The sequence below is a fragment of the Cyanobium gracile UHCC 0139 genome (genome assembly GCF_034931325.1).
Taxonomy (GTDB): Bacteria; Cyanobacteriota; Cyanobacteriia; order PCC-6307; family Cyanobiaceae; genus Cyanobium; species Cyanobium gracile_B.
In genome coordinates this window covers 23,564-50,381 of sequence record NZ_JAYGHX010000015.1, presented here as the reverse complement: position 1 = coordinate 50,381, position 26,818 = coordinate 23,564, and the positions used below count along the sequence as shown (strand labels likewise).

At 70.5% G+C, this 26,818-nt stretch carries 30 protein-coding genes and 1 pseudogene; 9 read left to right on the top strand and 22 right to left on the bottom strand.

The annotated features are described in order from the left end of the window. The first annotated feature begins 93 nt into the window (after window positions 1-93). From VB738_RS15860 to VB738_RS15850, 3 genes are read left to right on the top strand one after another with little or no spacing between them, the layout of a single operon-like run. A complete protein-coding gene (locus VB738_RS15860; RefSeq protein ID WP_323306659.1) occupies window positions 94-999 on the top strand; it encodes a YhjD/YihY/BrkB family envelope integrity protein in 906 nt (301 codons plus the stop codon). Window positions 1,000-1,048: 49 nt separating this feature from the next. Beyond that, window positions 1,049-1,285 carry a glypican gene (locus VB738_RS15855; protein ID WP_323306658.1) on the top strand — a complete coding sequence of 79 codons (237 nt, stop codon included), beginning with the start codon at window positions 1,049-1,051 and terminating at the stop codon, window positions 1,283-1,285. Then, entirely contained in the window at window positions 1,285-1,707 is a 423-nt protein-coding gene (locus VB738_RS15850; protein WP_323306657.1) for a hypothetical protein, read from the top strand. Before VB738_RS15855 ends, VB738_RS15850 begins: the two co-directional genes overlap by 1 nt. A 3-nt stretch (window positions 1,708-1,710) precedes the next feature. Here the strand turns inward: VB738_RS15850 and VB738_RS15845 are convergent, their stop codons facing one another. The 5 genes from VB738_RS15845 to VB738_RS15825 all read right to left on the bottom strand — a co-directional run bounded on the left by VB738_RS15845 (window position 1,711) and on the right by VB738_RS15825 (window position 4,239). After that, window positions 1,711-2,118 (bottom strand): DUF2834 domain-containing protein, encoded by a 408-nt coding sequence (locus tag VB738_RS15845; protein WP_323306656.1) that lies wholly within the window; start codon window positions 2,116-2,118, stop codon window positions 1,711-1,713. Further along, window positions 2,115-2,468 carry an exodeoxyribonuclease VII small subunit gene (xseB, locus tag VB738_RS15840; RefSeq protein ID WP_323306655.1) on the bottom strand — a complete coding sequence of 118 codons (354 nt, stop codon included), beginning with the start codon at window positions 2,466-2,468 and terminating at the stop codon, window positions 2,115-2,117. The genes VB738_RS15845 and xseB overlap by 4 nt, the downstream gene beginning before the upstream one ends. 92 nt (window positions 2,469-2,560) lie before the next feature. Next, a complete protein-coding gene (xseA, locus tag VB738_RS15835; RefSeq protein WP_323306654.1) occupies window positions 2,561-3,751 on the bottom strand; it encodes an exodeoxyribonuclease VII large subunit in 1,191 nt (396 codons plus the stop codon). A gap of 4 nt (window positions 3,752-3,755) precedes the next feature. Further along, window positions 3,756-3,950, bottom strand: a complete 195-nt coding sequence (locus VB738_RS15830; protein WP_323306653.1) for a hypothetical protein — start codon at window positions 3,948-3,950, stop codon at window positions 3,756-3,758. A 142-nt stretch (window positions 3,951-4,092) separates the two neighbouring features. Further along, a complete protein-coding gene (locus tag VB738_RS15825; protein WP_015109196.1) occupies window positions 4,093-4,239 on the bottom strand; it encodes a chlorophyll a/b-binding protein in 147 nt (48 codons plus the stop codon). A 126-nt stretch (window positions 4,240-4,365) separates the two neighbouring features. On the opposite strand from VB738_RS15825, the gene VB738_RS15820 reads away from it, so the two are divergent. Then, window positions 4,366-5,250, top strand: a complete 885-nt coding sequence (locus tag VB738_RS15820) for an HAD family hydrolase (RefSeq protein WP_323306652.1) — start codon at window positions 4,366-4,368, stop codon at window positions 5,248-5,250. A gap of 11 nt (window positions 5,251-5,261) precedes the next feature. Here VB738_RS15820 and hrpB read toward each other — a convergent pair whose 3' ends face one another. The 3 genes from hrpB to VB738_RS15805 form a co-directional block, all read right to left on the bottom strand. Beyond that, on the bottom strand, window positions 5,262-7,850 hold the full coding sequence (gene hrpB, locus VB738_RS15815; protein ID WP_323306663.1) for an ATP-dependent helicase HrpB: 2,589 nt from the start codon (window positions 7,848-7,850) through the stop codon (window positions 5,262-5,264). Continuing rightward, on the bottom strand, window positions 7,847-8,230 hold the full coding sequence (locus VB738_RS15810) for a hypothetical protein (RefSeq protein ID WP_094586552.1): 384 nt from the start codon (window positions 8,228-8,230) through the stop codon (window positions 7,847-7,849). The genes hrpB and VB738_RS15810 overlap by 4 nt, the downstream gene beginning before the upstream one ends. Window positions 8,231-8,294: 64 nt before the next feature. After that, window positions 8,295-8,588: a DUF2973 domain-containing protein gene (locus VB738_RS15805; protein WP_323306651.1), complete on the bottom strand. Its 294-nt coding sequence runs from the start codon at window positions 8,586-8,588 to the stop codon at window positions 8,295-8,297. Between the two features lie 251 nt (window positions 8,589-8,839). Between VB738_RS15805 and VB738_RS15800 the strand changes: the two genes are divergently transcribed. Next, window positions 8,840-9,997, top strand: a complete 1,158-nt coding sequence (locus VB738_RS15800) for a trypsin-like peptidase domain-containing protein (protein ID WP_323306650.1) — start codon at window positions 8,840-8,842, stop codon at window positions 9,995-9,997. 22 nt (window positions 9,998-10,019) lie between these two features. On the opposite strand, the gene VB738_RS15795 is transcribed toward VB738_RS15800, so the two are convergent. The 5 genes from VB738_RS15795 to VB738_RS15775 all read right to left on the bottom strand — a co-directional run bounded on the left by VB738_RS15795 (window position 10,020) and on the right by VB738_RS15775 (window position 13,404). Continuing rightward, window positions 10,020-10,289, bottom strand: a complete 270-nt coding sequence (locus VB738_RS15795) for a hypothetical protein (protein ID WP_094586521.1) — start codon at window positions 10,287-10,289, stop codon at window positions 10,020-10,022. A 194-nt stretch (window positions 10,290-10,483) separates the two neighbouring features. After that, the gene (locus tag VB738_RS15790; RefSeq protein ID WP_323306649.1) at window positions 10,484-10,648 is read right to left on the bottom strand and encodes a hypothetical protein; all 165 of its coding nucleotides are present in this window, start codon (window positions 10,646-10,648) and stop codon (window positions 10,484-10,486) included. Window positions 10,649-10,773: 125 nt separating this feature from the next. After that, entirely contained in the window at window positions 10,774-12,531 is a 1,758-nt protein-coding gene (locus VB738_RS15785; protein WP_323306648.1) for an ABC-F family ATP-binding cassette domain-containing protein, read from the bottom strand. 241 nt (window positions 12,532-12,772) lie between these two features. Then, window positions 12,773-13,006, bottom strand: coding sequence for a hypothetical protein (locus tag VB738_RS15780; protein WP_323306647.1), 234 nt, complete (start codon window positions 13,004-13,006; stop codon window positions 12,773-12,775). Window positions 13,007-13,095: 89 nt separating this feature from the next. Continuing rightward, window positions 13,096-13,404: a hypothetical protein gene (locus VB738_RS15775; RefSeq protein ID WP_015109185.1), complete on the bottom strand. Its 309-nt coding sequence runs from the start codon at window positions 13,402-13,404 to the stop codon at window positions 13,096-13,098. A gap of 228 nt (window positions 13,405-13,632) precedes the next feature. On the opposite strand from VB738_RS15775, the gene VB738_RS15770 reads away from it, so the two are divergent. Continuing rightward, window positions 13,633-13,965: a ribbon-helix-helix domain-containing protein gene (locus VB738_RS15770; RefSeq protein ID WP_015109184.1), complete on the top strand. Its 333-nt coding sequence runs from the start codon at window positions 13,633-13,635 to the stop codon at window positions 13,963-13,965. On the opposite strand, the gene VB738_RS15765 is transcribed toward VB738_RS15770, so the two are convergent. From VB738_RS15765 to VB738_RS15735, 7 genes and pseudogenes are all read right to left on the bottom strand, one after another. Next, on the bottom strand, window positions 13,954-15,099 hold the full coding sequence (locus tag VB738_RS15765; protein WP_323306646.1) for an anhydro-N-acetylmuramic acid kinase: 1,146 nt from the start codon (window positions 15,097-15,099) through the stop codon (window positions 13,954-13,956). The two genes, VB738_RS15770 and VB738_RS15765, sit on opposite strands and share 12 nt — an antisense overlap. A gap of 20 nt (window positions 15,100-15,119) precedes the next feature. After that, window positions 15,120-15,824 (bottom strand): TrkA family potassium uptake protein, encoded by a 705-nt coding sequence (locus VB738_RS15760; RefSeq protein ID WP_323306645.1) that lies wholly within the window; start codon window positions 15,822-15,824, stop codon window positions 15,120-15,122. 49 nt (window positions 15,825-15,873) lie between these two features. Further along, window positions 15,874-17,253 (bottom strand): potassium transporter TrkG, encoded by a 1,380-nt coding sequence (locus tag VB738_RS15755; protein ID WP_323306644.1) that lies wholly within the window; start codon window positions 17,251-17,253, stop codon window positions 15,874-15,876. After that, window positions 17,250-17,885, bottom strand: coding sequence for a peroxiredoxin (locus VB738_RS15750; RefSeq protein WP_254949307.1), 636 nt, complete (start codon window positions 17,883-17,885; stop codon window positions 17,250-17,252). Before VB738_RS15750 ends, VB738_RS15755 begins: the two co-directional genes overlap by 4 nt. Window positions 17,886-17,969: 84 nt before the next feature. After that, window positions 17,970-19,232, bottom strand: a pseudogene (gene hflX, locus VB738_RS15745) (GTPase HflX); the annotation flags it as partial. 347 nt (window positions 19,233-19,579) lie between these two features. Then, window positions 19,580-20,254 carry an HAD-IA family hydrolase gene (locus tag VB738_RS15740; RefSeq protein ID WP_323306643.1) on the bottom strand — a complete coding sequence of 225 codons (675 nt, stop codon included), beginning with the start codon at window positions 20,252-20,254 and terminating at the stop codon, window positions 19,580-19,582. Next, on the bottom strand, window positions 20,251-21,477 hold the full coding sequence (locus VB738_RS15735; RefSeq protein ID WP_323306642.1) for an NAD(P)/FAD-dependent oxidoreductase: 1,227 nt from the start codon (window positions 21,475-21,477) through the stop codon (window positions 20,251-20,253). Before VB738_RS15735 ends, VB738_RS15740 begins: the two co-directional genes overlap by 4 nt. Window positions 21,478-21,528: 51 nt before the next feature. Between VB738_RS15735 and VB738_RS15730 the strand changes: the two genes are divergently transcribed. After that, the gene (locus tag VB738_RS15730) at window positions 21,529-22,377 is read left to right on the top strand and encodes a phosphoadenylyl-sulfate reductase (RefSeq protein WP_323306641.1); all 849 of its coding nucleotides are present in this window, start codon (window positions 21,529-21,531) and stop codon (window positions 22,375-22,377) included. Between the two features lies 1 nt (window position 22,378). Continuing rightward, window positions 22,379-23,104, top strand: a complete 726-nt coding sequence (locus VB738_RS15725; protein WP_323306640.1) for a type III pantothenate kinase — start codon at window positions 22,379-22,381, stop codon at window positions 23,102-23,104. 25 nt (window positions 23,105-23,129) lie between these two features. Here VB738_RS15725 and bcp read toward each other — a convergent pair whose 3' ends face one another. Continuing rightward, on the bottom strand, window positions 23,130-23,597 hold the full coding sequence (gene bcp, locus VB738_RS15720; protein ID WP_323306639.1) for a thioredoxin-dependent thiol peroxidase: 468 nt from the start codon (window positions 23,595-23,597) through the stop codon (window positions 23,130-23,132). A 185-nt stretch (window positions 23,598-23,782) separates the two neighbouring features. Here bcp and VB738_RS15715 point away from each other — a divergent pair, with 185 nt between their 5' ends. Continuing rightward, window positions 23,783-24,496 (top strand): alpha/beta hydrolase, encoded by a 714-nt coding sequence (locus VB738_RS15715; protein WP_323306638.1) that lies wholly within the window; start codon window positions 23,783-23,785, stop codon window positions 24,494-24,496. Between the two features lie 57 nt (window positions 24,497-24,553). Here VB738_RS15715 and VB738_RS15710 read toward each other — a convergent pair whose 3' ends face one another. Continuing rightward, on the bottom strand, window positions 24,554-26,809 hold the full coding sequence (locus tag VB738_RS15710) for an AAA family ATPase (protein ID WP_323306637.1): 2,256 nt from the start codon (window positions 26,807-26,809) through the stop codon (window positions 24,554-24,556). Between the last annotated feature and the right edge of the window lie 9 nt (window positions 26,810-26,818).

Here is a 26,818-nt window from a genome sequence, read left to right as displayed (position 1 = left end):
AAGAGGGTGGCTTTTCTGTTGGTGCGTTCTGCGGCCTGGGACACGGCAGGATGCAGCGATGTCGCAGCCTTAGCCCTTGTCCATGGTTCTGTCGTGAAATGGCGTCGACGCTTTCGTCCCTTCTGGAAGGCCTATCTGTTGTGGCTGCGGGCCGACTGTGTTGACCTGAGTGCCGCTTTTGCCTACCACACCCTCCAATCGTTCTTCCCGGCCCTGCTGATTGCGCTGTCAGTGGCCTCCCGGGTTCTCGGCCGCGATCTCGAACGCTTCGATCGGCTGATCGTGATCGTCAGCCAGGTGCTGCCCCCCTCCGCCCTTCCGGGCTTCGAGGCCACCCTTCGGCGTTTCACCAACCAGGGATTCGGCGCTGGCATCCTGGGCCTGGTGCTTCTGGGCCTCAGCGCCAGCAACATCTACCTCACGCTCCAGCGCGGAGCTGATCGGCTCTGGTGGAATCGTCCCTTCGGATTCGACCACCTGAGCTGGAAGCAACACGTGCGTCGGTTCCTGGCCCTGCGCCTGAAGGCCTTGGTGCTGTTGCTGTTCGTCGGCTTGTTGATCGTTGTGGACCAACTTTTCAGCACGGTGCGGCTGTTCGGCTCCAGGGGCTTCCATGACCAGCTGCAGTCCTTCCTTCCGGAGCCCCTGCTGTGGATCAACTCCCTGTCTTCCGGGCTGGATCTGCTCATCTCCCTGCCGATTGGTTTCGGCGCCACCCTGCTGTTCCTCTGGATGCTGCCGTCGCGACGGATTCCCATCCGCCCGCTGGTTCCCGGAGCCCTGCTGGTGAGCGGAAGCCTTACCCTCTCCAACCTCCTGCTGGGCAGAAGCCTGCTCGCCCTCGGACTGCGCTTCCAGGCCTATGGAGTGGTGGGGGGTGTCTTGCTGCTGACGCTATGGGTCTGGTTGGTGGGTGCAGTTCTCTATCTCGGCCAGTGCTTCAGTGTGGTGCTTTCCGGCGGTGCCGCTGGGGGGCCATCGACACCTCTGCCGCGCTGAGGATCGACCCATTTCGGGTCAGGATGGAATGGCCTGATTGGATGGACCCTTGACCAAGCCTGCCCTACGGATCCCCCCTCTGCCGGCCAGCCTGGCGCTGGTCTCCATGGCGGTGGGCGCGGTCGTGCTGATCGGTCTCACAACCCTGGCGTTGATTCCGCTGCTGGTGGGCCTGGGCCTGCTGGCGGCCTGGCTGGTGGCCGCCCTGCTGCTGGGCTGGGCTGGCCTCGAGGGCCTGGCGGCCCTGGAGCGGTGGATCGAGAACGATCCACGCTTCCAGCGCTGATGGAACGGCGCATCCCCTGGCTGTGGATCGGCGTGGCGGCGGCGCTGCTGCTGATCCCCACCTCCGCCGGCCGCCTGTTGCTTGACGTCATCGGTGGACTCACCCTCACCCTGCTGCTCCTGCCCCTGCTGGCGGGTGGGGTGGCCCTGATCGGCTGGCAGCTGCTTCGGCGCCGCCTGCGCACCTGTCCCAGCTGCGGCTTCGCCAGCCTGGGCACCGACGTCTGCCCCGCTTGCGGCAGTCCCTTCATCGTCGGCGATGTCCCTGGATCGACACCGGGGGAACCGTCCGGTTCGATCTTCTGGGGACCCCGCTCCCCTGCCGAGATCGATGCCCGTGACGTGACCATCAATGTCGACGCTGTTGATGTGGAGGCCACGTCGAGCGGCGACCCGGACGGCCGCAGCGGTGATGGGACCTGAGCCCTAACCGGCCGACTCGGGCGCAGCCGGGCTGAGACGGGCCAGCTCCAGCAGCCGCCGTTCGCGTAGATGCAGGAACAGGGGCGCCCCGAAAGCGAAGGCGATCGTGACGCAGCTCAGCAGGACCCAGCCCAGTCCCCGCATCTCGAGGCGGCGGCTCTCGCGCACCATCCAGATCGTGACGGCCGTTGCCCCAATCGCCAGGTCGCTGGAGACGGAGCGGGCGGCTGGATTGGCGTTGGCCTCGCGGATGAACAGCCCCAGATCGAAGGCCGAGCCTGCGCTGCGGATGAACTCCAGATTGGCCAGCCAAGGGAGCACCCCACCGGCGACGGCCAAGAGCAGATAGATCCAGGCGATCCAGCTGAGGCTGCCGGTGCCGCTCCGGGTGGACAGGGCGTCGTCACTCATGGGGTGTAGGGCGTCGGGGCCAGGTCCGGCTGGCCGGGATCCCATTGCATCACCTGCTGTTCCACCCGGGCCAGCACCGCCTCGCAGCGTTCGGCGTAGGCCAGGGCCCGGCGGTAAAGACCGGCCATCGCCTCCACATCCAGATCCTGGTCCTGCAGCTGGGCCAGACAGAGCTCGAGCGCCGTCTGGGCTTCTCGGAAGCTCAGCTCCTGGGCCACGTCGTCCCCATCACGTCCCTCGTCCGCCCCATGTCCTTCGGTTCGACCGGCCCGATCGTCATCAGCGTCCTGGCCGGCGAGGTGGTCGGCGGCTTTGGCGGAGGCGCTGGCTCGAGGGGAGGGTTTGGCCATGGGTGCAAGCAAGGAAGGAATCGGCAGGGAGCCAGCCGGAACGACTGGTGGATGGAAGGAAACGAACCTGGGACGCTGCCCCGGGCCCGGGCTCAGGGACCCTGCCCGTCCGGCTCGACCACTTGCACCTGCAGGGCCACCCGGCCATCCGCCAGCTCGGCGGTGATGCCTGTGCCGGGCCGCAGCTGGCTCACCGAGCGCAGCAGGCGACCATCGCCGTCCCGGAGGAGGCTGAACCCCCTGGCCAGCAGGTGCCGCGGTGAGAGCGCTTGCAGCAGTTGCTGTCGCTGGTCCAGCCACTGGCGTCGCTGGCCAAGCAGCCGGGCGGGGTGCAGCAGGCGCAGCTGCTCCTGACGTGCGCCAAGCCGTTGGCGGGCCGAGGCGATCCGCAGCGTCAGCGTGCGTTGCAGATGGCCGCGTTCCTGCTCCAGGGCCCGGATCACCTGGCTGCGGTCCGGCAGTAGCGCCACCAGGGCCGCCGTGGGCGTGGCCGCCCGGTAGTCGGCCACCAGATCGGCGATGGTCACGTCATCCTCATGGCCGATGCCGCAGATGACCGGCCGGCGACAGGCCGCCAGACAGCGGGCCAGGGGCTCACCGTCGAAGACGGCCAGATCCTCCCGGCTGCCTCCGCCACGGGCTAGTACCAGGGCCTCGATGCCGAGGCGGTCCGCCTGTTCGCCGAGGTTCTCGATGGCGGCCACGATCTGGGCTTCCACGTTCCCCTGCACGGGGATCGGCACCACCAGCAGGTCGGTGGCGGGCCAGCGTTCCCGGGCGGTGCGCAGCATGTCGGCGAGGGCGGCGCTGGGCACGCTGGTGAGCAGGGCGATGCGACGGGGCCAGCGGGGCAACGGTCGCTTGCGCTCCGGCGCGAACAGCCCCTCGGGCTCCAGCCGGCTGCGCACCTGCTCGAACTGGCGCAGGACGGTGGTCAGGCTGGGGCGCACGTCCAGCACCTGCACCGTGAGGCTGGCCCGCGCCGCCCAGAAGTTGAGCTTGCCGACCACCACCACCCCATCCCCCTCCTGGGGCAGGAAGCTGAGTTTCTGCAGCTGGGACGCCCAGATCACCCCCTGGATGCTGGCCTGGCCGTCGACGAGGGTGAGCCAGAGATGGCCCTTCTTCTGCTGGGGGCGCCCCACGGTGGCCTCCAGCAGGAAACGGGGGGCGAAGCCTCGCTCCAGCAGGGAACCGATGGCCTGGTTGAGCTCGGCGACTGTGAACCGGGGGATGCCGTCGTGCTGGCGGGGGGATGCGCTGCTGCCAGGGACCGTCAGCATGGATTCAGTGCTTGAGCTGGCGGTAGCAACGCCACCAGTAGAGACTCAGCAGGCCGGCCACCAGGGCCACGGCGCGTCCCACCGGATGGTCGATCCGGACCAGGCCCGCCCCTGCGATCACCAGCGCGCTGCTCAGGAGCCGGGCGCCGTCGCGGCGGTTGCCGACATAAAACCGTGGTGCGGTGGCGGACGGGGCCATCAAGGGGCGCAGCCTGGGGAGAGCCTCAACCTAGGGCCGCCTGGGAAAGGGCTCCGTCCCATGGAAAAGCCGCCGGTTGGGCCGGCGGCTTACGGCTTGAACGGGCTTCAAGGACGCTGATGCTGAGCAAGACGGCCGGGCTTCAGCCGAGGCCGACCTGGGCCAGAATGCCCTGGCCGGTGAGAATTTCGGTCGCCAGACCGATCACAAAGCCCATCATGGCCAGGCGGCCGTTCCAGGTTTCGGCGAAGTTGACGAAACCGAAGCGGGGCTGGGAAGCGTCAGACATGGAAAGAACCCTCGGTGGAGCCTTGACTGTAACGAAACATGGAGTGGTCTTGACAGTGGCAGGGGCTACAAAGGCCGGTGTGGGTTGCACGGTTGACAGCCGAGCCTGGTCATGGCAATGAGGCCCGTGCAGGGACAGAGGGCGGACGCCGACCCAGGTGTCGAGCCAGGCGCCGGCTCGGTCTGGGGGCCCGGCACGGACGACCGCCGGCGGGCACCCCGGACCCGCCTCCAGCGCCATCTGGCGGCTCCTCTGCCCAGCAGCATCGAACTGGTGCTGGTCACCGACCTGGACGGGACCCTGCTGGAGGGGAGCGTTCCGACCCGCCGCCGCGTCTACCGCTGGCTGGCCTGCCAGCGTCACCGGGTGCTGCAGGTGTTCAGCACCGGCAGGGATCTGCGCTCCGTTGCCCGGCTGCTGTCGGCGGAGGCCGCCCTGGGACTCCATCCCCCCCATCTGGTAATCGGTGATGTGGGCTGCACCGTGGCCTGCGGCGCCAGTCTCACCCCCCTGGCCCTGGCCCTGGAGCCGATCGAGGCCCTTTGGCGGGGACGGGCGGAGAAGGTGCTGCCCCTGCTGGCGCTGGTGCCGGGGCTGTCCCCCCAGCCCCTCAGCACGGACCGGCGCCTGGCCTACGGCATCGATCCCCTCCGGCTCGACACCAGCCGGCTGGCGGCCATCGAGGCCCATGGGGTGGATTGCCTGGTCTCCGGCGACAAGTACCTCGACGTGCTGCCGCCGGGCGTCAACAAGGGCAGCACCCTGCTGGGCCTGCTGGAGTGGCTGGAGCTGGAACCGGCCCGGGTGGTCACCGCGGGGGACTCGCTCAACGATCTGGCCATGTTCGAGACCGGCCTGCAGAGCGTCATGGTGGGCAATGCCGAGCCCGGCCTGGTGCGGGCCCTGCCGGGGCTGGCCCGCACCTACCGCGCCCGCGCCCATGGCTGCCTGGGCATCCTGGAGGGACTGCGCCACTTCGGCTTCGGTCATCTGCTCGACGGTCTGCCCTAAGAAGGGCCCGCTCAGCGACTCTCCCCGCGCGCTTCCCGCGCCAGGCCCGCCTTGGTGCGGGCGCTGGCAACGCCCTGGCGGGGGTCCTCAGGCCAGGGGTGGCGGGGGTAGCGGCCGCGCAGCTCGCGGCGCACCTCGGCGTAGCCCTGGCTCCAGAAGCCGGCCAGGTCGCTGGTCACCGCCGCCGGGCGTCCCGCCGGAGACAGCAGCTCCACCCGTACCGCCAGCCGGCCGTCCAGCACCGTCGGCCCTTCGAGGCAGCCGAACATCTCCTGCAGCTTCACGGCCAGCACCGGGGTGCCACTGCCGTAGTCCAGCGGCACCCGGCGGCCGGAGGGCACCGGCTGGCTGAGGGGCAGCAGCCGATCCAGCTCCCGACGCAGGGACCAGTCCAGATCGCCCCAGAGAATCTCCGCCAGGTCGAGCTGCTGCAGCTCCTGGAGGCTGCGTAGGCCGCCGAGGTGGGGCCCCAGCCAGGCCCCCGGGTCGTGCTGCAGCTGCTCCGGTGAACGGTCGGGCCAGGGCGCCCCCAGGTGCCGGTGGGCCAGCATCAGGCGCTGCTGCAGCTGGCGGCTGGTGCGGCACCAGGGGAGCACCTCCAGGCCGAGTCGTTCGAGACCCTCCAGCAGGGCCCGCTCCACCAGCTCGCCGCTGGCGTCCGGCCAGGGGCGTCGCTCCAGCACCAGGGCGCCGCTGCGCCGCAGCCGCTCGCACCGCACCCGCTGGTCGGTGCCGTCCCAGCGGGCTTCGGTCTCCCACTCAATCTCCTCCGCCACCAGCGCCTCCAGGCCGCTGCGGGAGAGGGCCAGCGCCAGCCGCACCCGGGCCTCCTGGCCCTGGCCGTCGACGCTGGCGATGGCCAGGGCTTCGGCGGCGGCAAGGGGATCCCCCGGGGGCAGCACGGCGCCGCGGCCGCTGCGCATCAGGAAGCGGCCGTCGCCCCGGCCCCGGCCCAGGGCCAGGCGCTCCGGGTAGGCCCAGGCCAGCAGCTGGGCGGCACGGCCGTCGTCGGAGTCCATGCAGGAGCCACGGCCAGCGTCGCCGCCGGAGCCAGCGCTGGAGGCGACCGCTGCGGGGGCCGCCGCGCTGCGCCCCTCCCGGAGCTGGCGCAGCAGCTGGGTCTGGAGGTTGGTCCAGGGCGCCCGGGCCGCGGCACGCCCGCTCCCCTCCGCTCCCGGGCTGCGCTGCAGCCAGTCGAGGCGCCGCATCAGATCGCTGCCGGCCTCGCGTCGATCGAGGGGATCACGTTCGCTGAGCAGCACGGCCACGGCCGTGGCCAGCGACTCCCAGCCCCTGTCCCTGGCCCGCAGCAGCATGTGGGCCAGGCGCGGATGCAGGCCCAGCCGGGCCATGGCCCGCCCGTGGCGGGTGATGCGTCCCTGGCCATCGACGGCCCCGAGCTGCAGCAGCAGGCCGCGAGCCTCCTCCAGGGGGCGGCGGGGGGGCGCGGTGAGCCAGGGCAGGCTCTCGTCCTCCGCGGCGCCCCATTCCGCCAGCTGCAGGGCGATCGGCAGCGGATCGACCTCGAGCAGTTCCGGGGGATCGAAGGCGGCTCGCCGCTGCTGCTCCGCCGGGGACCAGAGCCGCAGGCAGCGCCCTGGCCCCAGCCGGCCGGCCCGGCCGCTTCGTTGTTCGGCGCTGGCCTGGCTGGCGGGCTGGGTGACCAGCCCGTCCATGCCGGTGGCCGGGTCGAAGCGGCTGCGCCGGCTGAGGCCGCTGTCGATCACCAGGGTCACCGCCGCGATTGTGAGTGAGCTCTCCGCCACCGACGTGGCCAGTACCACCTTGCCCGCCGCCCCCCTGGGAGCCGCGATGGCCCGACCCTGGGCCTCCAGCGGCAGTTGGCCGTGCAGAAGGGCCACCTCCAGCCCCTCGCCCCACGCGGTGGCCGCGATGGCCCGCCGTGCCGCCTCCAGCTCCCCCACCCCCGGCAGGAACACCAGCGCCGTGCCCCGCGGCTCAGGTTCGACCAGCCAGTTGCCTTCGAGGGCCCGCAGCACCTGGCGCTCCAGCCGCTCGTCCGGTCGCGGCGGCTGGTAGGCCACCGTCACCGGATGGCTGCGGCCCTCGCAGCTGATCACAGCGGCCCCATCCAGCTCCTCGGCCAGGGGCGCCAGATCGAGGGTGGCGGACATCACCAGCAGGCGCAGTTCGGGACGCAACAGGCTGCGGGCCTGGCGCACCAGAGCCAGGGCCAGATCCGCCTCGGCCTGGCGCTCATGGAATTCGTCGAAGATCACGCAGGCCACCCCGTCCAGGGCAGGATCGGCCTGGAGCCGGCGCAGGAACAGCCCCGCCGTGACCACCTCCAGCCGGGTGGCCGCCGAGGTGCGCGACTCCAGGCGCACGCTGTAGCCCACCCGCCCGCCGACGGGTTCACCGAGGCCGGCGGCGAGGCGATGGGCGGCGTGGCGGGCCGCCAGCCGTCTTGGCTCCAGCAGCAGCAGGCGGCCCTCGTCGCCGAAGCTCTCCAGCAGGGCGAGGGGAACCCGGGTGGTCTTGCCGGCGCCGGGTTCGGCCTGGAGCAGCAGGGTGGCCCCGGGCCCGAGGGCGGCGGTGATGGCCGCCAGGCGGCCGTCGATGGGCAGGGGCGTGTTCAGCGCACGTGGCGGAGGCCATCCACCGGGTGGTAGGCCTCTCCGGTGGTTTCCTCGTAGACGATGGCGGGCAGGCCGGTCTCGAACATGGTCTGGAGGGCCTCCTTCAGGTAGGGGTTCCAGCCGCCGGTGGTCACCTTGCCGTGGCGCACGGTCCAGTCCCAGGTGCCCTGGAGGTCACGGGGGATGCGCCCCTCCCGGTCACGGCGGGCCACCAGATCCTGGGATTCGACGATGCCGACCAGGATCGGATCCTTGCCGTAGGACGGCGTCAGGCTGAGCTCGAGCCGGATGGGGTCGTCCTTCACCATCTTGAGTCGAAACCGTGGCGGCAGCTTCAGTGCTCCGAGCACGGCCGCCACGATTCGCGTTCTCTGATCCACCATCGATCTCCGCCGGTTGGCGCATTCACCACAGGGAGCCTATTCAGCGGCCGGCCGGCCGCGCTCAGTTCGGATCGGCAGGGAAGGCGGGCTGCTCGTTGTCGCCACTGAAGCGCACCGTCAGCAGGTCCTCCTGTGTGAGCTGGCCATCCGCGTCCAGCAGCTCCGGGTGGATGGTGAGCCGGCCCGTGCGATCACCGGCGGGGCCGCCCTGGTCGGCGGCGGCGGCGGCTCCAGGGTCGCCGGGACGGGGAATGGCGCTGAAGCCCTGCCCCATGACCCGGAACGCCTGCCACAGCAGAACGATGAAACAGGCTCCGTAGACGATCGGGAAGATCTGCGAGAGGAGGGAGGTCATGGCGCGATGGGAACCCCGCAGTCCGCGGACTCCCCCCATCATCACCCGTCCGACGGAGCGGTGGTGGTGGCGAGCATCCAGGCCCAGAGGGAGGTGCAGGCGGCTCCGAAGGCGAGAAAGGCAAGCAGCAGGCGGCTTGTGTCCATGACCCGATAAAAAACTTTACAAATCATAGCCGGTCAGGCCGGTTTGCCTCCCCTTTCTCCTTCCCGGGGACTTGCCTACGGTTTTTCCATCTGAGCTTCTTCACGATGCGTTCCTCCCGCGTTCTTGCCGCGGCCGCCGCCGGGCTGGCCACGGTCACGGCGGCGGCCACCGCCACGGTCACGGCCACCACGGCCCTCGTCAGCCCGACCCTCACCTCCCCAGGCCTGGCCCAGCCGGCCACGGCCGTCCTCGGGCGGCAATCCTTCGTGGCGGCGGCGATCCGTCGGGCGGGCCCGGCCGTGGTCACCATCGACACCGAGCGCACCGTGCAGTCAGCCGCCACCGGCGGCCTGCCCCGGGGTCTGCTGAACGACCCCCTGTTCCGTCAGTTCTTCGGCGTTCCCCAGCAGGGGGCTCCCTCACGGCGCACCGAGCGGGGCCAGGGCAGCGGGGTGATCCTCCAGTCCGACGGGCTGGTGCTCACCAACGCCCACGTGGTGGACCAGATCGACCGGGTGACCGTGGGTCTCGAGAACGGTCGCCGCTACGAGGGTCGGGTCGTGGGCCTCGACAAGCTCACCGACCTGGCGGTGGTGCGGCTGGTGGGCGCGGGCCCCTGGCCCGTGGCGCCCCTCGGCAACTCCGATGCCCTCCAGGTGGGCGACTGGGCGATCGCGGTGGGAAACCCCTTTGGCCTCGACAACACCGTCACCCTGGGGATCATCAGCAGCCTCAACCGCAACGCCAGCAAGCTCGGCATCACCGACAAGCGGCTGGATCTGATCCAGACCGACGCCGCCATCAACCCGGGCAACTCCGGGGGACCGCTGCTGAACGCCGACGGCGAAGTGGTGGGAATCAACACCCTGGTCCGCTCGGGGCCCGGGGCCGGACTGGGCTTCGCCATTCCGATCAACCGGGCCCGCGGCATCGTCAACCAACTCGTGGCGACCGGCCGGGCCACCCACCCCATGATCGGCGTGGGGCTGGATGAGGTCCGGGCGGGAAGCGGCTCCGGCGTTGCCCAGGGTGCGGTGGTGGTTTCGGTCCAGCCCAACGGACCGGCGGATCGGGGCGGGCTCAGGACCGGTGATGTGATCGTCGCGGCCCAGGGGGCCGTGGTGAGGGATCCGTCCCAGGTGATCAACGCCGTCGAACGGGCGGGGGTGGGGGGAACCCTCAACCTGACGGTGAACCGTCAGGGGGCGATGGTGAACCTGCGGCTCATCCCTGGCGACATGGCCCTGCTGCGTCAGGGATGAGGAGGCTGCCCGAGTTCGCCATTCAGAGGACGTCCATGCCTCCCTTGCTGCTGTCGGGGCGAAGGGCGTCGAGCAGGCCGGCGTCCATGGTGAGCTCGGCGCCGAACCGGGCGGGAGCCCCCAGCTGCTGGCGCATCACCCACTGGGTGGCGGCCTTCTGGCTCTGCCAGGCCTGCAGCAGCTGCTTGGCCAGACCCCGCAGGACCTGTGGATCGCCCGTGGCGTCGATGGCCCGGGTCATGCGCTCCAGCTCGAATTTCTGACCGAGGCTGAGGGCGAGGGGTTCGGACATGGTGGGCTCTGCGATGGGGCGTTTCTGACCGGCCCAAAGCTACAAACTGTTTCAAGATCCCCCGTAGCGGCTGTTACAGGGCCTATGCCCCGGTCAGGAAATCCGCTCAACCCTTGCCTCTGGCCCGTTGCCCCTTGTCGCCGGTCCCGCGCAGCGGTATGGGAAGGGGCCCGTCAAGTGGCGCCCGCGTGAATTCAATGGCGCTCGCGCAGCTCTTCCACGCAGCGGGTGACGCACTCGCCGTCCTCCAGGGAACAGGTGGTGATGCATTCGAAATACACCTCCATCGCATCGCTGGTGCCGGCGGCCTCCTCGCGGTCCGCTGTCCAACCGTCGGTGACGACGTTCTGGATGGTCATCGCTGCTCCTGGATGGGTGACCCTGTCAGCCTATGCACACAGAAACGCCCACACCAGAGAAATGAGTCTTCCTGCCTAGGCAACCATGAAGTTGTATTTTGTGCCGCGCCCCTGACGGCGCCGCCTCAGCTGTCGGCCGTTCCCGCCGCTTTGCCCTTTGCCGTCCCGCCGGTCTTCTGGGCGGCCTTGGCCTTCTGCTTCTGTCGCTGTTCCTCGCGCCTGGCGGCGAGGCGGCGCTCCTGCTCCAGACGCTCGCTTTCTTCGGCCTCCTCCCGTTTCTTCTCCTGGTAGTAGGCGTAGTCGCCGCGATAGAGCACCAGCTCCCCGTCCCGCACCTCGACGATCCGGTTGGCCACCCGGCCGATGAAGAAGCGGTCGTGGGAGACCAGCAGGGCGGCGCCCTCGTAGGCCATCAGGGCCTCTTCGAGCATCTGCTTGGCGGGGATGTCGAGGTGGTTGGTGGGCTCATCGAGCACCAGCAGATTGCAGGGGGTGAGCAGCATCAGGGCCAGGGCCAGCCGGGCCTTCTCGCCGCCGCTGAGCTTGGCCACGGGTTTGAACACCGTGTCGTTGCTGAAGCCGAAGCTGCCCAGCAGGGAGCGCACCTGGGTCTGGGTCCAGTCGGGCACGGCCTCGAAGAGGGTGTCGATCACCGTCTTGGCCAGATCCAGGGCTTCGGCCTGGTTCTGTTCGAAGTAACCGGCCACCACATGGTGTTCCCCCAGGCCGGCCTGGCCCTCAAGGGGAATCTCGTAGCCCATCACCAGCCGCAGCAGGGTGGACTTGCCGGCGCCGTTCGGGCCGACGAAGGCGATCCGGTCACCCCGCTCCACCTCCAGATTCGCCCCCAGAAACAGAATCTGATCGTCGTAGCCGTGGGTGAGGTTCTCGATCGAGGCCACCACCCGGCCCGAGCGGGGGGCGGGGGGAAAGGAGAACCGCGGCCCGCTCACCGACTCCAGCGGCGCCTCGATCCGCTCCACCTTCTCCAGCAGCTTCTCGCGGCTCTTGGCCTGGGTGCTGCGCGTCGCACTGGCCCGGAAGCGGTCGATGTAGGCCTGCTGGCTGCTCAGTTCCTTCTGCTGGCGCTCGAACGCCGCCTGGCCGGCCTCCCGCTCCAGGGCCTTCTGCTCGAGATGCTGGCTGTAGTTGCCCAGGTAGGTCCGCGAGACGCCGCGCTCCGTCTCGACGATCTGGTTGCAGACCCGGTCGAGGAAGGCCCGGTCGTGGCTGATCACCACCAGGGGAACGGTCTGATCCACCAGATAACTCTCCAGCCACTGGATCGTTTCGACGTCGAGGTGGTTGGTCGGTTCGTCGAGGAGCAGCAGATCCGGCTCCTGCAGCAGGATCTTGCCCAGGGCGATGCGCATCTGCCAGCCACCCGAGTAGTCGCCCACCGCCCGCTCGGCCGACTCCGGCGTGAAGCCGATGCTGGGCAGCAGCTTGTCGATGCGGGCATCGAGTTCGTACCCGTGCAGAGCCTCGAAACGGCTCTGCAGCTGGCCGAGTTCGTCGATCAGGCGATCGAGCAGGGCTGGATCGGCGGCGGCCTCCTCGCTGGCCATCGCGTCCTCCACCTGCCGCTGGCGGTTGAGCACCTCGGCGGCCTCACCAAAGGCCTGGAAGAGTTCCTGGCGCACGCTGCGGGCGAGGTCGACGTCGAACTCCTGCTGCAGGTAGGCGATGCGGGGATCCCCCTGGCGCACCACCTGGCCGCTGGTCGGCTCCTCCAGCCCGGCGATGATGCGCATCTGGGTGGATTTGCCGGCCCCGTTGACCCCCACCAGGCCGATCCGGTCCCCCGCCTTCACCTCCCAGGTGATGTCCTTGAGCACCTCACCGGTGGGATAGATCTTGCCGATGCGTTCGAGGCGCAGCACGGAGCGGAAGGCGGTCGCGGTGTGCGCATCATCCCCTGCCGGGGCGTCCTGCAGACTGTCGAACGGGTCCGATCGCGTCGTCAGGATGATCAAGCGCCTCGAGCAGATCGCCGCCCTGGTGGTGGCGGCGGGCCTGGCGCTGACGAGCTACTGGCTGTTCTTCAGCTGGGCCCAGGGCGGGGGATCCCAGCGTCGGGAACAACCCCGCAGGTCCCAGCAGGAGGGCCGCCGGTCACCGGCTTCAGAGTCCGCCCCGGGCCTTGATCAGCCATTGCTTGGTGTCGCCGTCGTCGAGACCGGCCAGATGGGCCTTGACCTCCTCCGGGCTGACCGGCAGGCCCTCCTGCTCGCCGAGGGCGACAATCCTGCGCAGGGCCCCGCTGGGGTCCTGAAGGGCCTGGCGAAACAGTGACTGGGTGAGCTCGGCATCGTTGCTGATGCGTCCGTAGAGCTCGGCGGCGTTGCTGGTGGTCATCCTGGCAGGGATTCTTCCCTGACCTTATGGGCACAGGGGCCGTGGGCGCATCCCCTGCGGGATGTTCGTGAGGGACGGTGCGCGGCGTATCAGGCGGCGCGCGGACTGGTGTCCTCCTCGGCCCCGCTGGCGGAGGCGTCCTCCATGCTGCGGGCATCGAGACAGAGCACCTTGCGCAGCTGGGCGTAGTTGGCAGCCAGGGACTGGCGCCCCTCCTGCTGGGCACCGAACTCGGCCCGCTGCAGCACATGGTGCAGGTGGGTGAGCAGGTAGGTGCTGATCACGGCCGACACCAGCACATCGCTGCGTTCCGCCGTGCTGCGCCGCCGGCTCTGGCGGGTCTTGGGCTGCAGGGGGGTCTCGGAAGCGGTCGGACGGGATTGGGTGGTGCGGGCCATGGCGGAAGCGGCCGGTGGGCCGTCGGAAGGGACGGGGGCGTGGGACAGGTGGGCTTGGGACTGGGTCTGAAGACAGGGCCCGTTGTGGGCCTGGAGCTGGGGATCCCGGGGGAGCGGGAAGGTCCACAACCCTACGTTTGGATACTACCCATGACGGTCACTGTACACTTTTTCCTATCCCGCCGGATCCCAGCGGCCCCCTTTCTTCGGCCCCCACCCAGAGGCACCGTGCCTACCCGTCAGACCTCCTCCAGCGGCAAGCCCAAGTCGCCGCGGATCCAGGTCGTCCTGCCGGAGGAGCTCTGTGCCCGGCTGGCTGCCCTGGCCGAGAGCGAGTCGCGCACGGTGAGCAACATGGCCAAGGTGCTCATCCAGCAGGGGGTGGAGCGGCTGGAGCGTCAACGCCCCCCCGAGCCGGCCGCGGCGCCCTATCCGCTCGGGCCCACTGTCGCCGCCGATCGCTTCCGCCGAGAGCTCGAGCAACAGGAGCAGGCCGGCACCCGCCGGCTGCGGGGAGCGCCGCGCCGGCTGCGTCTGCGCCAGCCCCCCTCATCCCCCTGAGGGAGGCGGCAGGGCCATCACCCCCAGCACGGCAGCCCGCCGGGCCCCGGTGACCGAGGGCAGCGAGCCCCGATGGCCGCGCCGCCGCCACCAGGCCAGCAGGGCGAAGGCCAGCGCCTCCCGCTGGTCATCGGCGATGCCCTGGCTGGCCAGCGGCAGCACCGCCGTGCCGTGGCAGCGCCGCCGCAGTTGCTCCATCAGGAAGCCGTTGCGGGCGCCGCCACCGGCCACCAGCAGCTCCAGGGGACGGGGACGGGGGGGCCTGGCCAGGTCCTGCCCCACCACCGCCGCGCTGAAGGCCGTCAGAGTCGCCAGCACATCGGCAGGTTCCACCCCGTCGCCGAGCTCCGCCAGGCGCCGCTCGAGATCGGCCGCACCGAACAGCTCCCGCCCGGTGGACTTGGGCGGCGCGGCCTGGAAGAAGGGCTCCCGCAGCCACTGCTGCAGCCGGGCTTCGTCGATGCGACCTTGCCGCGCCCAGGCCCCGTCGGCATCGAAGCTCAGCCGACCGCCGCTGAAGCGGGCCACCGCCAGATCCAGGAGCGTGTTGGCCGGGCCGCAGTCCCAACCCAGTACCGGCGCCTTCCGGTCGGGACCGGCGGGGGGAGGCAGCAGGGTGAGGTTGGCGATGCCCCCCAGGTTGAGCAGGGCGCGCCAGCCGCCGATTCTCCCCAGCAGGGCGGCGTCAGTGGCCGGCACCAGGGGGGCGCCATGGCCGCCGAGAGCCAGATCGATGCTGCGGAAGTCGAAGACCACCGGGGTCCCGAGCAGCTCCGCCAGCAACGGCCCTTGCAGCAGTTGCCAGCTGGCCCCGCGACGCTCCCCCTCCGGCGGGCGGTGCCAGAGGGTCTGGCCGTGGCAACCGACCAGCTCGGCCCGGCCGTCCGGATCGCAGGCGCGGGCGGCCAGGGCCTGGTGTTCGGTGAGCTCCTCGGCGAGGTGCAGCAGGGCCTCGGCGTCCAGGGGCACCCCCTGGCCAACGGCGACCAGGCGTTCGCGCAGGGCCGCCGGGTAGGGGGTGTGGGCACTGGCGAGGATGCGCCACCGCGGGCGGCCCGGGCGACCCTTCAGGCTCACCAGCACCGCATCGACGCCGTCGGCGCTGGTGCCGCTCATCAGGCCCAGCACCCGCATGGCTCTCCTTCGCAAGGCAATCAGTGGGAAGGCAGGGCCTCGAGGGCTTCGCTGCTGCCCATCACCACCAGGAGCTCGGAGGCGTTGAGCACATGGGAAGCGGGTGGGTTGACGGTGAGCTGGTTGGCGGGGCCCGCCGCCAGCACGCTGACGTTGTAGTTCTTGCGCAGGTTCAGATCCCGCAGCGACTGGCCGACGAAGGAGCCGGGCACCTTGATCTCCTCGATGCTGTTGCGGTCATCGAGGCGGAGGCGCTCCAGCAGGTTGGGCCGGACCAGCTCCATGCCCAGGCGGGTCCCCTGCATCTTGGAGGGGAAGACCACCTTGTCGGCGCCGACGCGCCGCAGCATCTTTTCGTGCAGATCGCTGGTCGCCCTGGCGATCACCTGCCGGACCCGGCTGCCTTCGCCGTCCTTGACGATCAGGGTGGCCGTGATGCTGGCTCCGATCGGTTCGCTGATCGCCACCACCACCGTGCCCACGTCGAGGGCGCCGGCCGCCCTCAGGGCCTCCTCGTCGGTGCAGTCCACCACGCGGGCCTCGATGGCCGGGTCCATCTGGCGCAGCTCATCAACGGCCCGCTGGCTGTTGTCAATGGCGAGCACCTCGGCCCCATGGCGCAGCAACTCCTTGCACACGGCACTGCCGAAGCGACCGACCCCGATCACGGCGTAGCTGTTGGAGGTGTCCGCGTCACTGCCCTGCCACTGCCACCACTGGTTCATGAGGACGACGTCGCAAGGGGCATGGAGCGCGGATCGGAGGCAGCCGGATTCAGATGTAGAGCTCCTCTCGGGGAAAGCCCACCCGATTCTGGGGCCGGCTGCCGTAGACGGCTGAGAGCAGAAGGAGAATACCGATCCGGCCCACGAACATGCCCACCATCAGCACGAGTTGGCCCCAGCGGTTCAGCTGAGTGGTCACCCCCACGTCGAGCCCCACGGTGCCGAAGGCGGAAACGCAGGTGAACAACTTCTCCAGGAAGGAGAAGGCCTCGATTCCAGGGGTGCCGGCGGTGGTGTTGCCGAGCCCCAGCAGCAGGGCCATCAGCAGGATGAACAGGCCCGAGCCCAGGGTGACCCCGACCGCCTTGAGGATCACCTTGGCGGGGATCTCCCGGTTGCGCACCACCACCTCGTCGTGGCCGCGCAGGGTGGATCGGGTGGCGGCGACCAGGGCCGCGAAGGTGGTGGTCTTGATGCCGCCGCCGGTGCCGCCCGGGCTGGCGCCGATGAACATCAGGATGATCATCAGCAGAAGACCCGAGTCGGAGATCGTCTCCATGGTCAGCGGGACGGTGTTGAAGCCGGCAGTGCGGGTGGTGATCGACTGGAAGATGGTCACCTGGAGCTTGTCCCAGAGACTCAGCTGCTCCACCATTCCTTCGGTGGCGAAGTGCTCGGTGAACAGCAGGCCCACCGCCCCCAGCACGATCAGAATCAGGGTGGTGCGGATGACGAGGCGGGTGTGCAGGCTGAGGCGACGGAGTCGGGCCAGCCGGAAGCGGTTCACCCAGATGTCGTTGGTGACGCGCCAGCCGATGCCACCCATGACGATCAGCAGGCCGATCACCCCGTTGACGACGGGCTGGCTTCGGTAACCCACCAGGCTGTCGCGCCACAGCCCGAAGCCAGCGTTGTTGTAGGCGCTGATGCAGTGGAACAGGGAGGCCCAGAGCCGTTGGCCCCTGTCTGGGATGTCGGTGAAGCCGAAGTTGTAGAGCGTCAGCGTGCCGATCCCGATGACGATGCCGGCAATCAGGAGGATCTGGTTCAGGGTGGGCCCGATGCCACCCACGCCGAATTCATCCAGGGCACGGCCCTTGTCGAGGCGCTGGCGGAGGCCGGATCGACCCTGGACGAAACCCTGGAGGAAGGTGGTGATCGCCATCAGACCGAGACCCCCGGTCAGGATCAGCCCGGCCAGGGCCACCTGGCCGGGAAAGGTGAGATCAGCGCCCACGTCGATGATCGACAGGCCGGTGACGGTAATGGCTGAGGTGACAGTGAAGAGGGCCTCCCAGAGACCCACCTCATCGCTGGAGCAGAGGGGACTGGCGAGCAGCAGAGTGCCGAAGGTGATCACCAGCAGGCCGGTGACCACCGTGAACTGCGGCACCGTCAGCCGGTGCCGCCAACTCTGCCGTCGATTCATTTGTTGGGCTGGGGCGTCATCCGCAGGTAGGGGCGGATCTCGGTGACACCCTTGGGAAACTTCGCCCGGGCCTCGTCGGTGGGGATCGAGGGCACCACGACGCAGTCTTCGCCCTCCTTCCAGTTCACCGGGGTGGCCACCTGGTGGTGGTCGGTGAGCTGCAGGGAGTCGATCACCCGCAGGATCTCATCAAAGTTGCGGCCCGTGCTGGCGGGGTAAGTGATCTGCAGGCGCAGCTTCTTCTTGGGGTCGATGATGAACACCGAGCGCACCGTGAGGTTGCTGAGGGAATTGGGGTGAATCATGCCGTAAAGGCTGCTCACCTTCTTGTCGCTGTCCGCGAGGATCGGGTAGTCGACCGTGGTGTTCTGGGTCTCGTTGATGTCGCCGATCCAGCCCTTGTGGCTTTCGGCGGAATCGACGCTCAGGGCGATGGTCTTGACATTTCGCTTCTCCCATTCGGCCCGCAGCCGTGAGACCTCACCCAGTTCGGTCGTGCAGACAGGGGTGTAGTCGGCGGGATGGGAGAACAGCACCACCCAGCTGTCGCCGGCGAAGTCGTAGAGGTTGATCGGGCCGAGCTGGGACTCCTGAGTGAAATCGGGAACAGTGTCGCCCAGTTGCAGGGTCATGGGAGAGAAATTGGCGCCGGCCGATGCTGGCACAGCAGCGGGGCCGTCGGTCGTGGTCGCGGCGCTCCAGGACTGGAGCTCATGGAGCAGATGCTGCAGCCCCAGGTCGGCCGTGGCCGAGACGAACAGCATGCCCGGCTCCAGGGCCCGGGCCCGCTCCAGCTCGCCGCTGGCGCAGCGGTCGATCTGGTTGCCGATCACCCGCCTGGGGACGGTGGCGTTGAGGGAATCGAGGATGGTCTGGACCGTGGCGAGCTGCTCGGGCCAGGCCGGATCCGCCAGATCCACCACGATCAGCAGGCCGTCGGCGTCGAGCGCCTCCTCGAAGGTGGAGCGGAACGCCTCCATCAGCTGGGGCGGCAGCTCCCGGATGAAGCCCACCGTGTCGGTGACCAGCAGGGGGCGACCGTCGCCACTGCTCCCCCCTCGGCCGATCCGGCGGGTGGTGGGATCGAGGGTGGCGAAGAGCTTGTTCTCGGCCAGCACCGCCTGGTGGCCGCTGGCCCCGGTGAGGGCGTTGAGCAGGGAGCTCTTGCCCGCATTGGTGTACCCCACCAGGGCCACCTTCGGCAGGTCGCGCCGGCCCTGGCGCAGCCGGGCCCGGTGGTCCCCCAGCCGCCGCACCTCCCGCTGCAGCCGTTCGATGCGGCGGGCGATGGCGCGCCGGTCCTTCTCCAGCTGGGTTTCGCCCGGGCCCCGGGTACCAATGCCGCCCCCCTGCCGCGACAGGCTCAGGCCGCGGCCGGTGAGCCGCGGCAGGCGGTAGCGCAGCTGGGCCAGCTCCACCTGCAGCCGTCCGGCACCGCTCGCGGCCCGCTGGGCAAAGATGTCGAGAATCAGTTCGCTGCGGTCGCTGATCGGCAGGTCGAGCAGGTTCTCCATGTCCCGGGCCTGGGCCGGCGTCAGTTCCCGGTCGGCCACCACCAGGCTGGCGCCGACGCGGCGGGCCTCCAGGGCCGCCTCCCGCAGCTTGCCCTCCCCCCAGGGGGATCGGGTGACCGGGCCCTGGCGCCGCTGCTCCACCCGCCCCACGGGCACGGCGCCGGCGCTGCGCACGAGCCCCTCCAGCTCGGCGATGCGCCGCTCGCTCAGGGCCCGGTCGCCGCTGGTCTGCACCAGCAGCAGCACTCGCTCGGGGCCGTCCGGGGTCGGGGCCGCGGTGGCCGGCGTCTCCTTGCTGGCGAGGGCCGCGGGATCGTGGTCGCAGAGGTCGGCCAGATCCCCCTCCAGAACGCCCTGCCAGGCGCGGTCGCCGCTGGCGGCGGGGGTGTGGATGGCTGCGGGCCAGCGTCCTCCGGCCTCCGGTTGCTGGCCGAAGCGCAGCCACAGCTCCGGGGCCAGGTCCATCCCCACCACGGCCTCCTGGGGGGAGGGCTGCAGTTGGGCCTGGCGTCCGGCCCCGGCGCAGGTGAGCAGGCGCAGGTGCTGCCCCTGGCGCCTGGAGGGTCCGGGCAGCTTCTCCAGCAGGCGAGCCGCGTGGTCCAGTTCCCCCACCCACAGCAGCCGGCAGAGCCCGCGCCCATCCACCACCAGGGTCAGGGGCAGCTCCAGGCCCCGGCCCTCGGCCGCCAGGCGCTGCAGGGTGAGCAGGTCGGCGATGGCATCGGCTGGGTGGCGCCGGTGACAGATCTGCTCCAGCCGCCGCCGCTCGGCGGGCCGCAGGCCCGCCGTCCTGCCGGCCAGCACCCCCTGTCTCAAGGACGCCGCACCAGCAGGCAGCGCACCCCGGCGGCCCGGGCCCCGGCTTCATCCTCGGGGCTGTCGCCCACATGCCAGACCTGGGCGGCGCCCAGTCCGAGGGCCTCCAGGGCGATCCGGAAGGGCTGGGGGGATGGCTTGGCGGCCCCGGCGCTGCTGGAGACCACCACCGTCTCGAACAGGTCGGCCAGGCCCAGGCCCTCCAGCAGCGGCTGCAGCCGACGGTCGAAATTGCTGACCACGGCCAGGCGCAGCCCCGACCCGTGCCAGCGGCGCAGCACCGCCGGCACATCGGGGTAGACGCGCCACAGAGCGGGGTCGGCGAAGCGATCGAACAGGGCGTGGTGCAGGGCCGTGGGGGCCGGCGCCTCGGCGCCCCCTGCCCCTGCCGCCGCCAGCACGGCGTCGATGCGCTCCCCCCACCAGCGGCGCTCGGCCTCCAGCAGGCCATCGCCCTCGAGGCCGGGAAAGGCCAGGGGAGGGGCTTGCCGCAGCACGTCCGGGAAGGCGCGGTCGATGGCTGCGGGGGCGACGTCGATGCCGTGCGCGGCGGCCACGGCGGCGTAGGTGGCCCCCACCGAGGCCCGCAGGCCGATCAGGGTGCCCATGGCATCGAGCAGCAGGCCGCGGGGCCGGGGCCAGGTGGGCGCCGGTGCGGAAGCTGCCGTCATGGTGTCCAGTCGGCCAGCCAGCCGGCGGCCACCCGCAGCTGATGGGACCGGCCCGGCAGGCGGGTGAGGTAGGCCAGGCGACGCAGCTGGTAGGCGGCGGGACCGGCCAGGGTGACGCCGGAGCCGGTGAGGCTGGCTTCGCCGATGCCGAGGCTCATCATTTCGCCCAGATCCTTCCAGTGGAAGGGTTCCAGCGGTTCGCCCGCCAGGGAGCGCATCAGGTTGGCGGCCAGCACCGGGGCCTGCTGGAAGGCCACCTGGGCTGTGGCAGGGGGGGCGGGACCGGGGCCCTCGCCGGCCGCTTCCTCCGGGTCCACCGGGGCCGCCAGATCGCCGACCACGAAAAGACTGTCATGGTCCCGCAGGCGCAGATCGGGCCCGCAGAGCAGGCGACCGCGGCTGTCACAGGCGGGAGCGGGATCGATCCGGGGAGGACGGAAGCTCAGGCCGGCGGTCCAGACGACCGCCCGGATGGCGAGGGTTTCGGCGTGGTCGGGGCTGCCCCCGTCCGGGTGGCAGCGGAGCGTGAGCGCCTCGGCCTCGACCGCTTCCACCTGGGTGCGGGTGCGCAGTCGCACATCACGGCGTTGCAGGGCCAGGGCGGCCTGTTCCCGGTTGAAGGACCTGGCCTGGGGCAGCAGCTGGGGCCCCTGCTCGATCAGTTCGATCACGGCGCTGCCTTCGGCCATGTCGGCGAGCTTGCAGGCCAGTTCCACCCCGGTCGGACCGGCCCCGACCACGGCGATGCGCTGCAGGGGCCTGCGCTGCTGCCTGAGTTCGGCCAGCAGGCGCTGAAGCCGCTCCACATCGGCCAGGCTGCGGAAGCCCAGGCTGTGGCGATCGGCCCCGGGCACCGCGAAGGTGTTGCTCTCGGCCCCCGTGGCGAGGACGAGGCGGCCATAGGGGATGGTGCGGCCACCGGCGGTGTGGAGCCGGTGGCCGCCAGTGTCGATCCGCTCCACCCGGTCCTGCAGCCAGGCCAGGCCGCGGCCGGCCAGGAGGCCGTCGTAGCGGGGGGCGATCTCCCAGCCGCGCAGCTCGCCGCTCAGCAGTTCGTAGAGGAGGGGGAGGAACAGGAAGCGATCGTTCGGCTCGATGAGCAGAACGGGGGGGTGGTGCTTCCGCTGGGCCAGGGCCAGGGCGGTATAGAGACCGCCGAAGCCACCCCCGACGATGACAACGTTCTGGGCCGGATTCGGGGCCGGATTCGGGTGCCCTTGCATGCGGTCACCCTAACCACATCGTCCGGATCGCCGAAGGGCGATGATGGTTGGATGGTGTCCTTTCCTCTCACGGCGTCCACCAGCCCCGCGGGCGGTGCGGCGGACATGAGCCCCGCGGGCGGTGCGACCGACCCGAAGGAGGCTCTGCAGGCACTGCCCCGCGATCGCCATGGCGCCGCCATCGATCTCGACGCCGCCAGGGCCGGTCTTGATCCCCTCGATGCGATCGGGCGGATGCGCTGGGCCCAGGAGACGTTCGCCGGCCACTTCGCCGTCACCACCAGCTTCGGCATCCAGTCGGCCGTGATGCTGCACATGGTCAGCGCCCTCGACGGCTCCGGTGCCTGGCCCGCGATCCCGGTGCTCTGGGTCGACACCGGCTACCTGCCCCCCGAGACCTACCGCTACGCCGACCAGCTCTGCGACCGCCTCAAGCTGGATCTGCACGTGCTGCAGGCCGACCTGAGCCCGGCCCGGATGGAGGCCCTGCACGGCCGGCTCTGGGAGACGGGGGCACCCGAAGACATGCGGGCCTACAACCGTATCCGCAAGGTCGAACCCCTCGACCGGGGGCTGGAGCGGCTGCAGGTGCACTGCTGGGCCAGCGGGGTGCGGGCCGGCCAGACCGACCACCGCGGGGCCATGCACGGCCTGGATCCGGTGCGGCAGCGATGGTCGCTGCGGCCCCTGCTCGCCTGGAGCCGTCGCGACGTCTATTACTACATGCAGGAGCACGACCTGCCCCAGCACCCGCTCTTCGAGCAGGGCTATTCCACCGTCGGCGACTGGCACACCAGCGCCCCCGACGACGGCACCACGAACGGCCGGGCCACCCGCTTCGGCGGGCTGCAGCAGGAGTGCGGCATTCACCTCCCGGGCCTGATGGGCGAGGGCATCTGAGGTGCCGGGGCGCCGGCCCCGCTGGCTGCTGATCGGCAACAGCCGCTGGCACTGGGCCCTGGCCGGAGTGGGCGGTGGGAGCAGCGGCTCTTCTGAGGCTGATCTGCAGTTCGCTCACCTGTCGCCGCCGGCCTCGGCCGTGGAGCCGCCCCTGGCCTGGGCGGCGGTGGGTGCGGTGCCTTCGGAGGCCGCCCTGTCCGCCGCGTCGCGGCTGCAACTCGAAGATGTGCCCCTGGCCGGATCACCCCCCTGGCTCGGCATCGACCGGGCCCTGGCGGGTTGGTGGGCGGCCCGGCTGAGCGGCGGCCCGGTGCTGGTGGCCGATGCGGGCACGGTGCTGAGCCTCACCCGGGTGGATGGGCGGGGCCGCTTCGCCGGCGGCCGGCTGATGGCGGGGGCCGCCCTGCAGCTGGCGGCCATGGGGTCGGGGACGGCGGGGCTGCCCGCCCTGGAGGGGGAGCTGGCAGCCGGCGCGGAGGCGTGGCCGCTGGCCACGGCGGCGGCGATGCGCCGGGGGGTGGTGGAGGGACTGGCCGCCGCCGTGCGGGAAGCGGGGCGCCAGGCCCGGGCCCAGGAGCCGCGCTGTCGGATCGTGCTCACCGGCGGTGACGGGCCGACCCTGCTGCCGCTGCTGCGGCGGTGGCCGGAGCTGGGGGAGGACGCCCTGGTGCACCACCCCGAGCTCTGTCTGGAGGCGCTGGTGGCCCTGCGTCCCGCTGCGCCTTAGGGCCCGCAGTGCCGGAGGGGGAGGCTCAGGCCAGGCCAAGGTCCTCGAGGATCTGATCGGCCATCTCCTCGGCCTTCACCTTGAGATAGACGCGCTCCAGCTTGCCGTCGGCGTCGATGACGAAGGTGTGCCGCATCATGCCCATGTACTCCTTGCCCATGAACTTCTTGAGTCCGTAGCTGCCGTAGGCCTCGGCCACGGGACAGGGCTCGGCGTCGGTGAGCAGGGTGAAGGGCAGGTCGTACTTGGCGACGAACTTGCCGTGGCTGGCCGCCCCGTCCTTGCTGATCCCCAGCACCCGGATGCCGTGGGTTTCGAAGGCACTCCAGCGGTCGCGGAAGTTGCAGGCCTCCTTGGTGCAGCCGGGCGTGTCGTCCTTTGGATAGAAGTAGATCACCACCCGCTGGCCCCTCAGCGCGGCGAGGGAGACGGCCTCACCGGTCTGATCGGGGAGGGTGAAGTCGGGGGCTGGATCTCCCACCTGCAGGGCCATGGGTCGAACCTTGGAGCGAATGACAACCACTTCACCCTAGGGGCACGCTCCTGGACAGGGCCTCCTGCCGGGTCCCATCGCAGGCTCCGGGGCCCACGCGCCGGCACCCCGGCCGGGGTGCCTCTTTCCGTTCTGTGTGGAGAGGCAAAGAAACTGCACACGAGATGTAGGCAGAATCACCTTCGATGGGTAAGTTGATAAGGAAGTCACCATCGCCTCCCGTGTTCAAGAGAATTCTCGCCGGTCTCTTTGTGGGAACGGCCGTCACGGCCTCCGTGCTTCCCGCCTCCGCCGCCGTTGACAACGATCTGCCTGTCCGCTGGAACACCGGCGGCGCCGTGTGGTCCACGCACCAATCCGCCTTTGACACCTTCCTTGACTCCGGTGACATCACCGATCGCGGTCTGGAAGGCGGTCTGGCCCGTTCCGGCTGGACCTCCGATGAAGTCAAGTCGGGTATGACCAAGACCTATGCGGTCAATCTGGTGGGGGTGTCCCGCTTCCTCTACTCCGATGCGGGTGTGAAGTTCCTGAAGAACGCCACCAACAGCTATTTCCCTTACTACAGCATGAACACCTATGCGGTTCAGGCTCTGCGTTCGGCCATCATTTCCGATGCCAAGGACGGTTCGATCTCCTCGGCCGGCATCATGAAGGCTCTGCCCACCGACTTCCGACTTGCTGATTTCTGCAACACCTACACCGGTGCGCAGAACATCTGCGCCGAAGGTCGTTGCGCACCCGGTACCGCCCAGTGCACCTCGCTGCTCTCCTGGTACGTCTTCCTGCCCGCCTGCATCCAGGCCAACCAGATGGCCGACCCCGTCGCCATGGTCCGCGACACCCCCGGCCCCGCTCCCGCTCCCATGATGGATCAGCCGGTTCGCGGCCTCTGGTGATCCACCGGGGGTAGCTTCTTCCCCCAGACCCGACGCCCCGGCTTCGCCGGGGCTTTTTCATGGCCCCGACGCAGGGCCCCCATTCATGGCCCCGTGCCGGGCCAGCAGCAGGGTGTGCCCCAGGGGCTGGGGCAGAGCCGCCCCGCGCCGTTGCCGGAACAGGGCCTCGAGGCGCCGCAGGTCGGCGGCCGGCAGCACGGAGGCCAGGTGCCCGCGGTAGCTGGTCTGTCGGCCGAACCAGCGCTCCAGCACGGCGTCGCCCAGGGGGAGTTCGAGCGCTTCCTCCCAGACGTGTCGCTCCACGCGCCAGCCCAGGGCCTCCAGACCCTCCTGCACCCGGTCGGCCAGCTCCACCTCGCCGGCACGCCATGCCGGCTCCCTGGTGGCGACGGTGTCGAGGGCGCCCTTGGCCTCGCCGGCCCCGCTGCCGCCGAGGTGGGCGCGCAGGCTGCCCGCAGGCCCCAGCAGCGGATGGGTGAAGAGCAGGCGGGCCCGGGCGTTGGGGGCCGCCAGGCCCGTGAGCAGCTCCAGCCAGGCCCGCCGCTGCTCCGCCGTGCAGCCCCGCCAGGGCTGGCGCGCCGCGATCCATTCGAAGCGCCCCTCCCTCCGGGGCCATGGCTCCAGCAGGGCCTGGAGCGGTTCTGGCGCCTCCGGCGCCGCGGCCAGCAGGCGGGGACGCCGCAGCTGATCCAACAGCTGCAGCTGGGCCTGCAGGCGGTCGAGCACCGCTGCCGATGGCGTGGCCAGCACCACCTCCCCCTCGCTGGCCGCTTCGAGCGGATCGAGGGCCCAGAGCAGGGAGTGCGCTTCCAGCACCAGCACCCGGTCGAGGCGGCCGATGCCGGCCTCCTCCCAGAAGCGCCGGCGCAGGCGGTCGAGCCGCTCGCCCTCCGCCCCGGCCTGGCGCTGCAGCCAGCGATTCAGCAGGGGGTCGTCCGGGCTGCTGCTGAGCAGGTCGCCCCGGTCGTCGGCGGCCGTTTCGGCCGCTGCGGCCAACTGGGCGGCCCGGCGTTGCTGCAGCCGCCGGCGCAGGCCCCCTTCCCAGCCCAGGGCCCCCGGCTGCCAGAACACCTCCCCCTGCAGCGCCTGGGGCAGGTACTGCTGGGCCACCCAGTGGTCGGCATAGGCGTGGGGGTAGCGGTAGCCCACCCCATCGCCGAAGGCCTGGCCGTCCCGGTTGGCGTCGCGCAGGTGGGCGGGCACCTGCTGGCGCCGGGCTTCACGCACCGCCTTGACCGCATCGAAGAAGCCGAGGCTGCTGTTGCTCTTCTCGGTGCCGGCCAGATAGAGGGTGGCGTGGGCCAGGGGGTAGAGCCCCTCCGGCAGCCCCACCCGGTCGAAGGCCGCGGCGCAGGCCTCCACCACCACCATCGCCTGGGGATCGGCCAGGCCGATGTCCTCACCGGCGGAGATCAGCAGGCGCCGCAGGATGAAGCGTGGGTTCTCGCCGGCCTCCACCATCCGCGCCAGCCAGAACAGGGCCGCATCGGGGTCGGAACCCCGGATCGACTTGATGAAGGCGCTGATCGTGTCGAAGTGGGCATCCCCCTGCTTGTCGTAGAGCACCGCCCGCTGCTGGATCGATTCCTCGGCGATGGCCAGGTCGATCCGGATCACCCCGTCGGCCCCGGCCTCGGTGGTTTCCACCGCCAGCTCGAGGGCATTGAGCAGGCTGCGGGCATCGCCACCCGCCACATCCAGCAGGTGGGCGCCCGCCTCCGCGGAGAGTTCGACGCGGCGCTGGCCGTAGCCGTGCTCGGGATCGGCCAGGGCCCGCTCCAGCAGCAGGCGCAGGTCTTGCGGCTCCAGGGGCTGGAGGCGGAACAGGCGGGAGCGGCTGACCAGGGCCTTGTTGACCTCGAAGTAGGGGTTCTCGGTGGTGGCGCCGATCAGGGTGACGGTGCCGTTCTCCACCCAGGGCAGCAGGGCGTCCTGCTGGGCGCTGTTGAAGCGGTGCACCTCATCGATGAACAGAATCGTGCGCAGGCCGTGGTGCTCCAGCCTTTGCTTGGCGGCGTCCACCTCGGCGCGCAGGTCCTTCACGCCGGCCAGCACGGCGTTGAGGCTGCTGAAGTGGGCCCGGGTGCTTCCGGCGATGATCCGCGCCAGGGTCGTCTTGCCGGTGCCGGGGGGGCCGTGCAGGATCAGGTTGCCGACGCGGTCGGCGGCGATGGCGCGGCGCAGCAGCCGCCCCGGACCCAGAATCGCCGCCTGGCCCACGAAGTCGTCGAGGCTGCGCGGACGCAACCGATCCGCCAGCGGGGCAATCCTGCGCCTGGCCTGCTCGCCCTGATGCCAGAACAGATCACTCACCGCCCCATC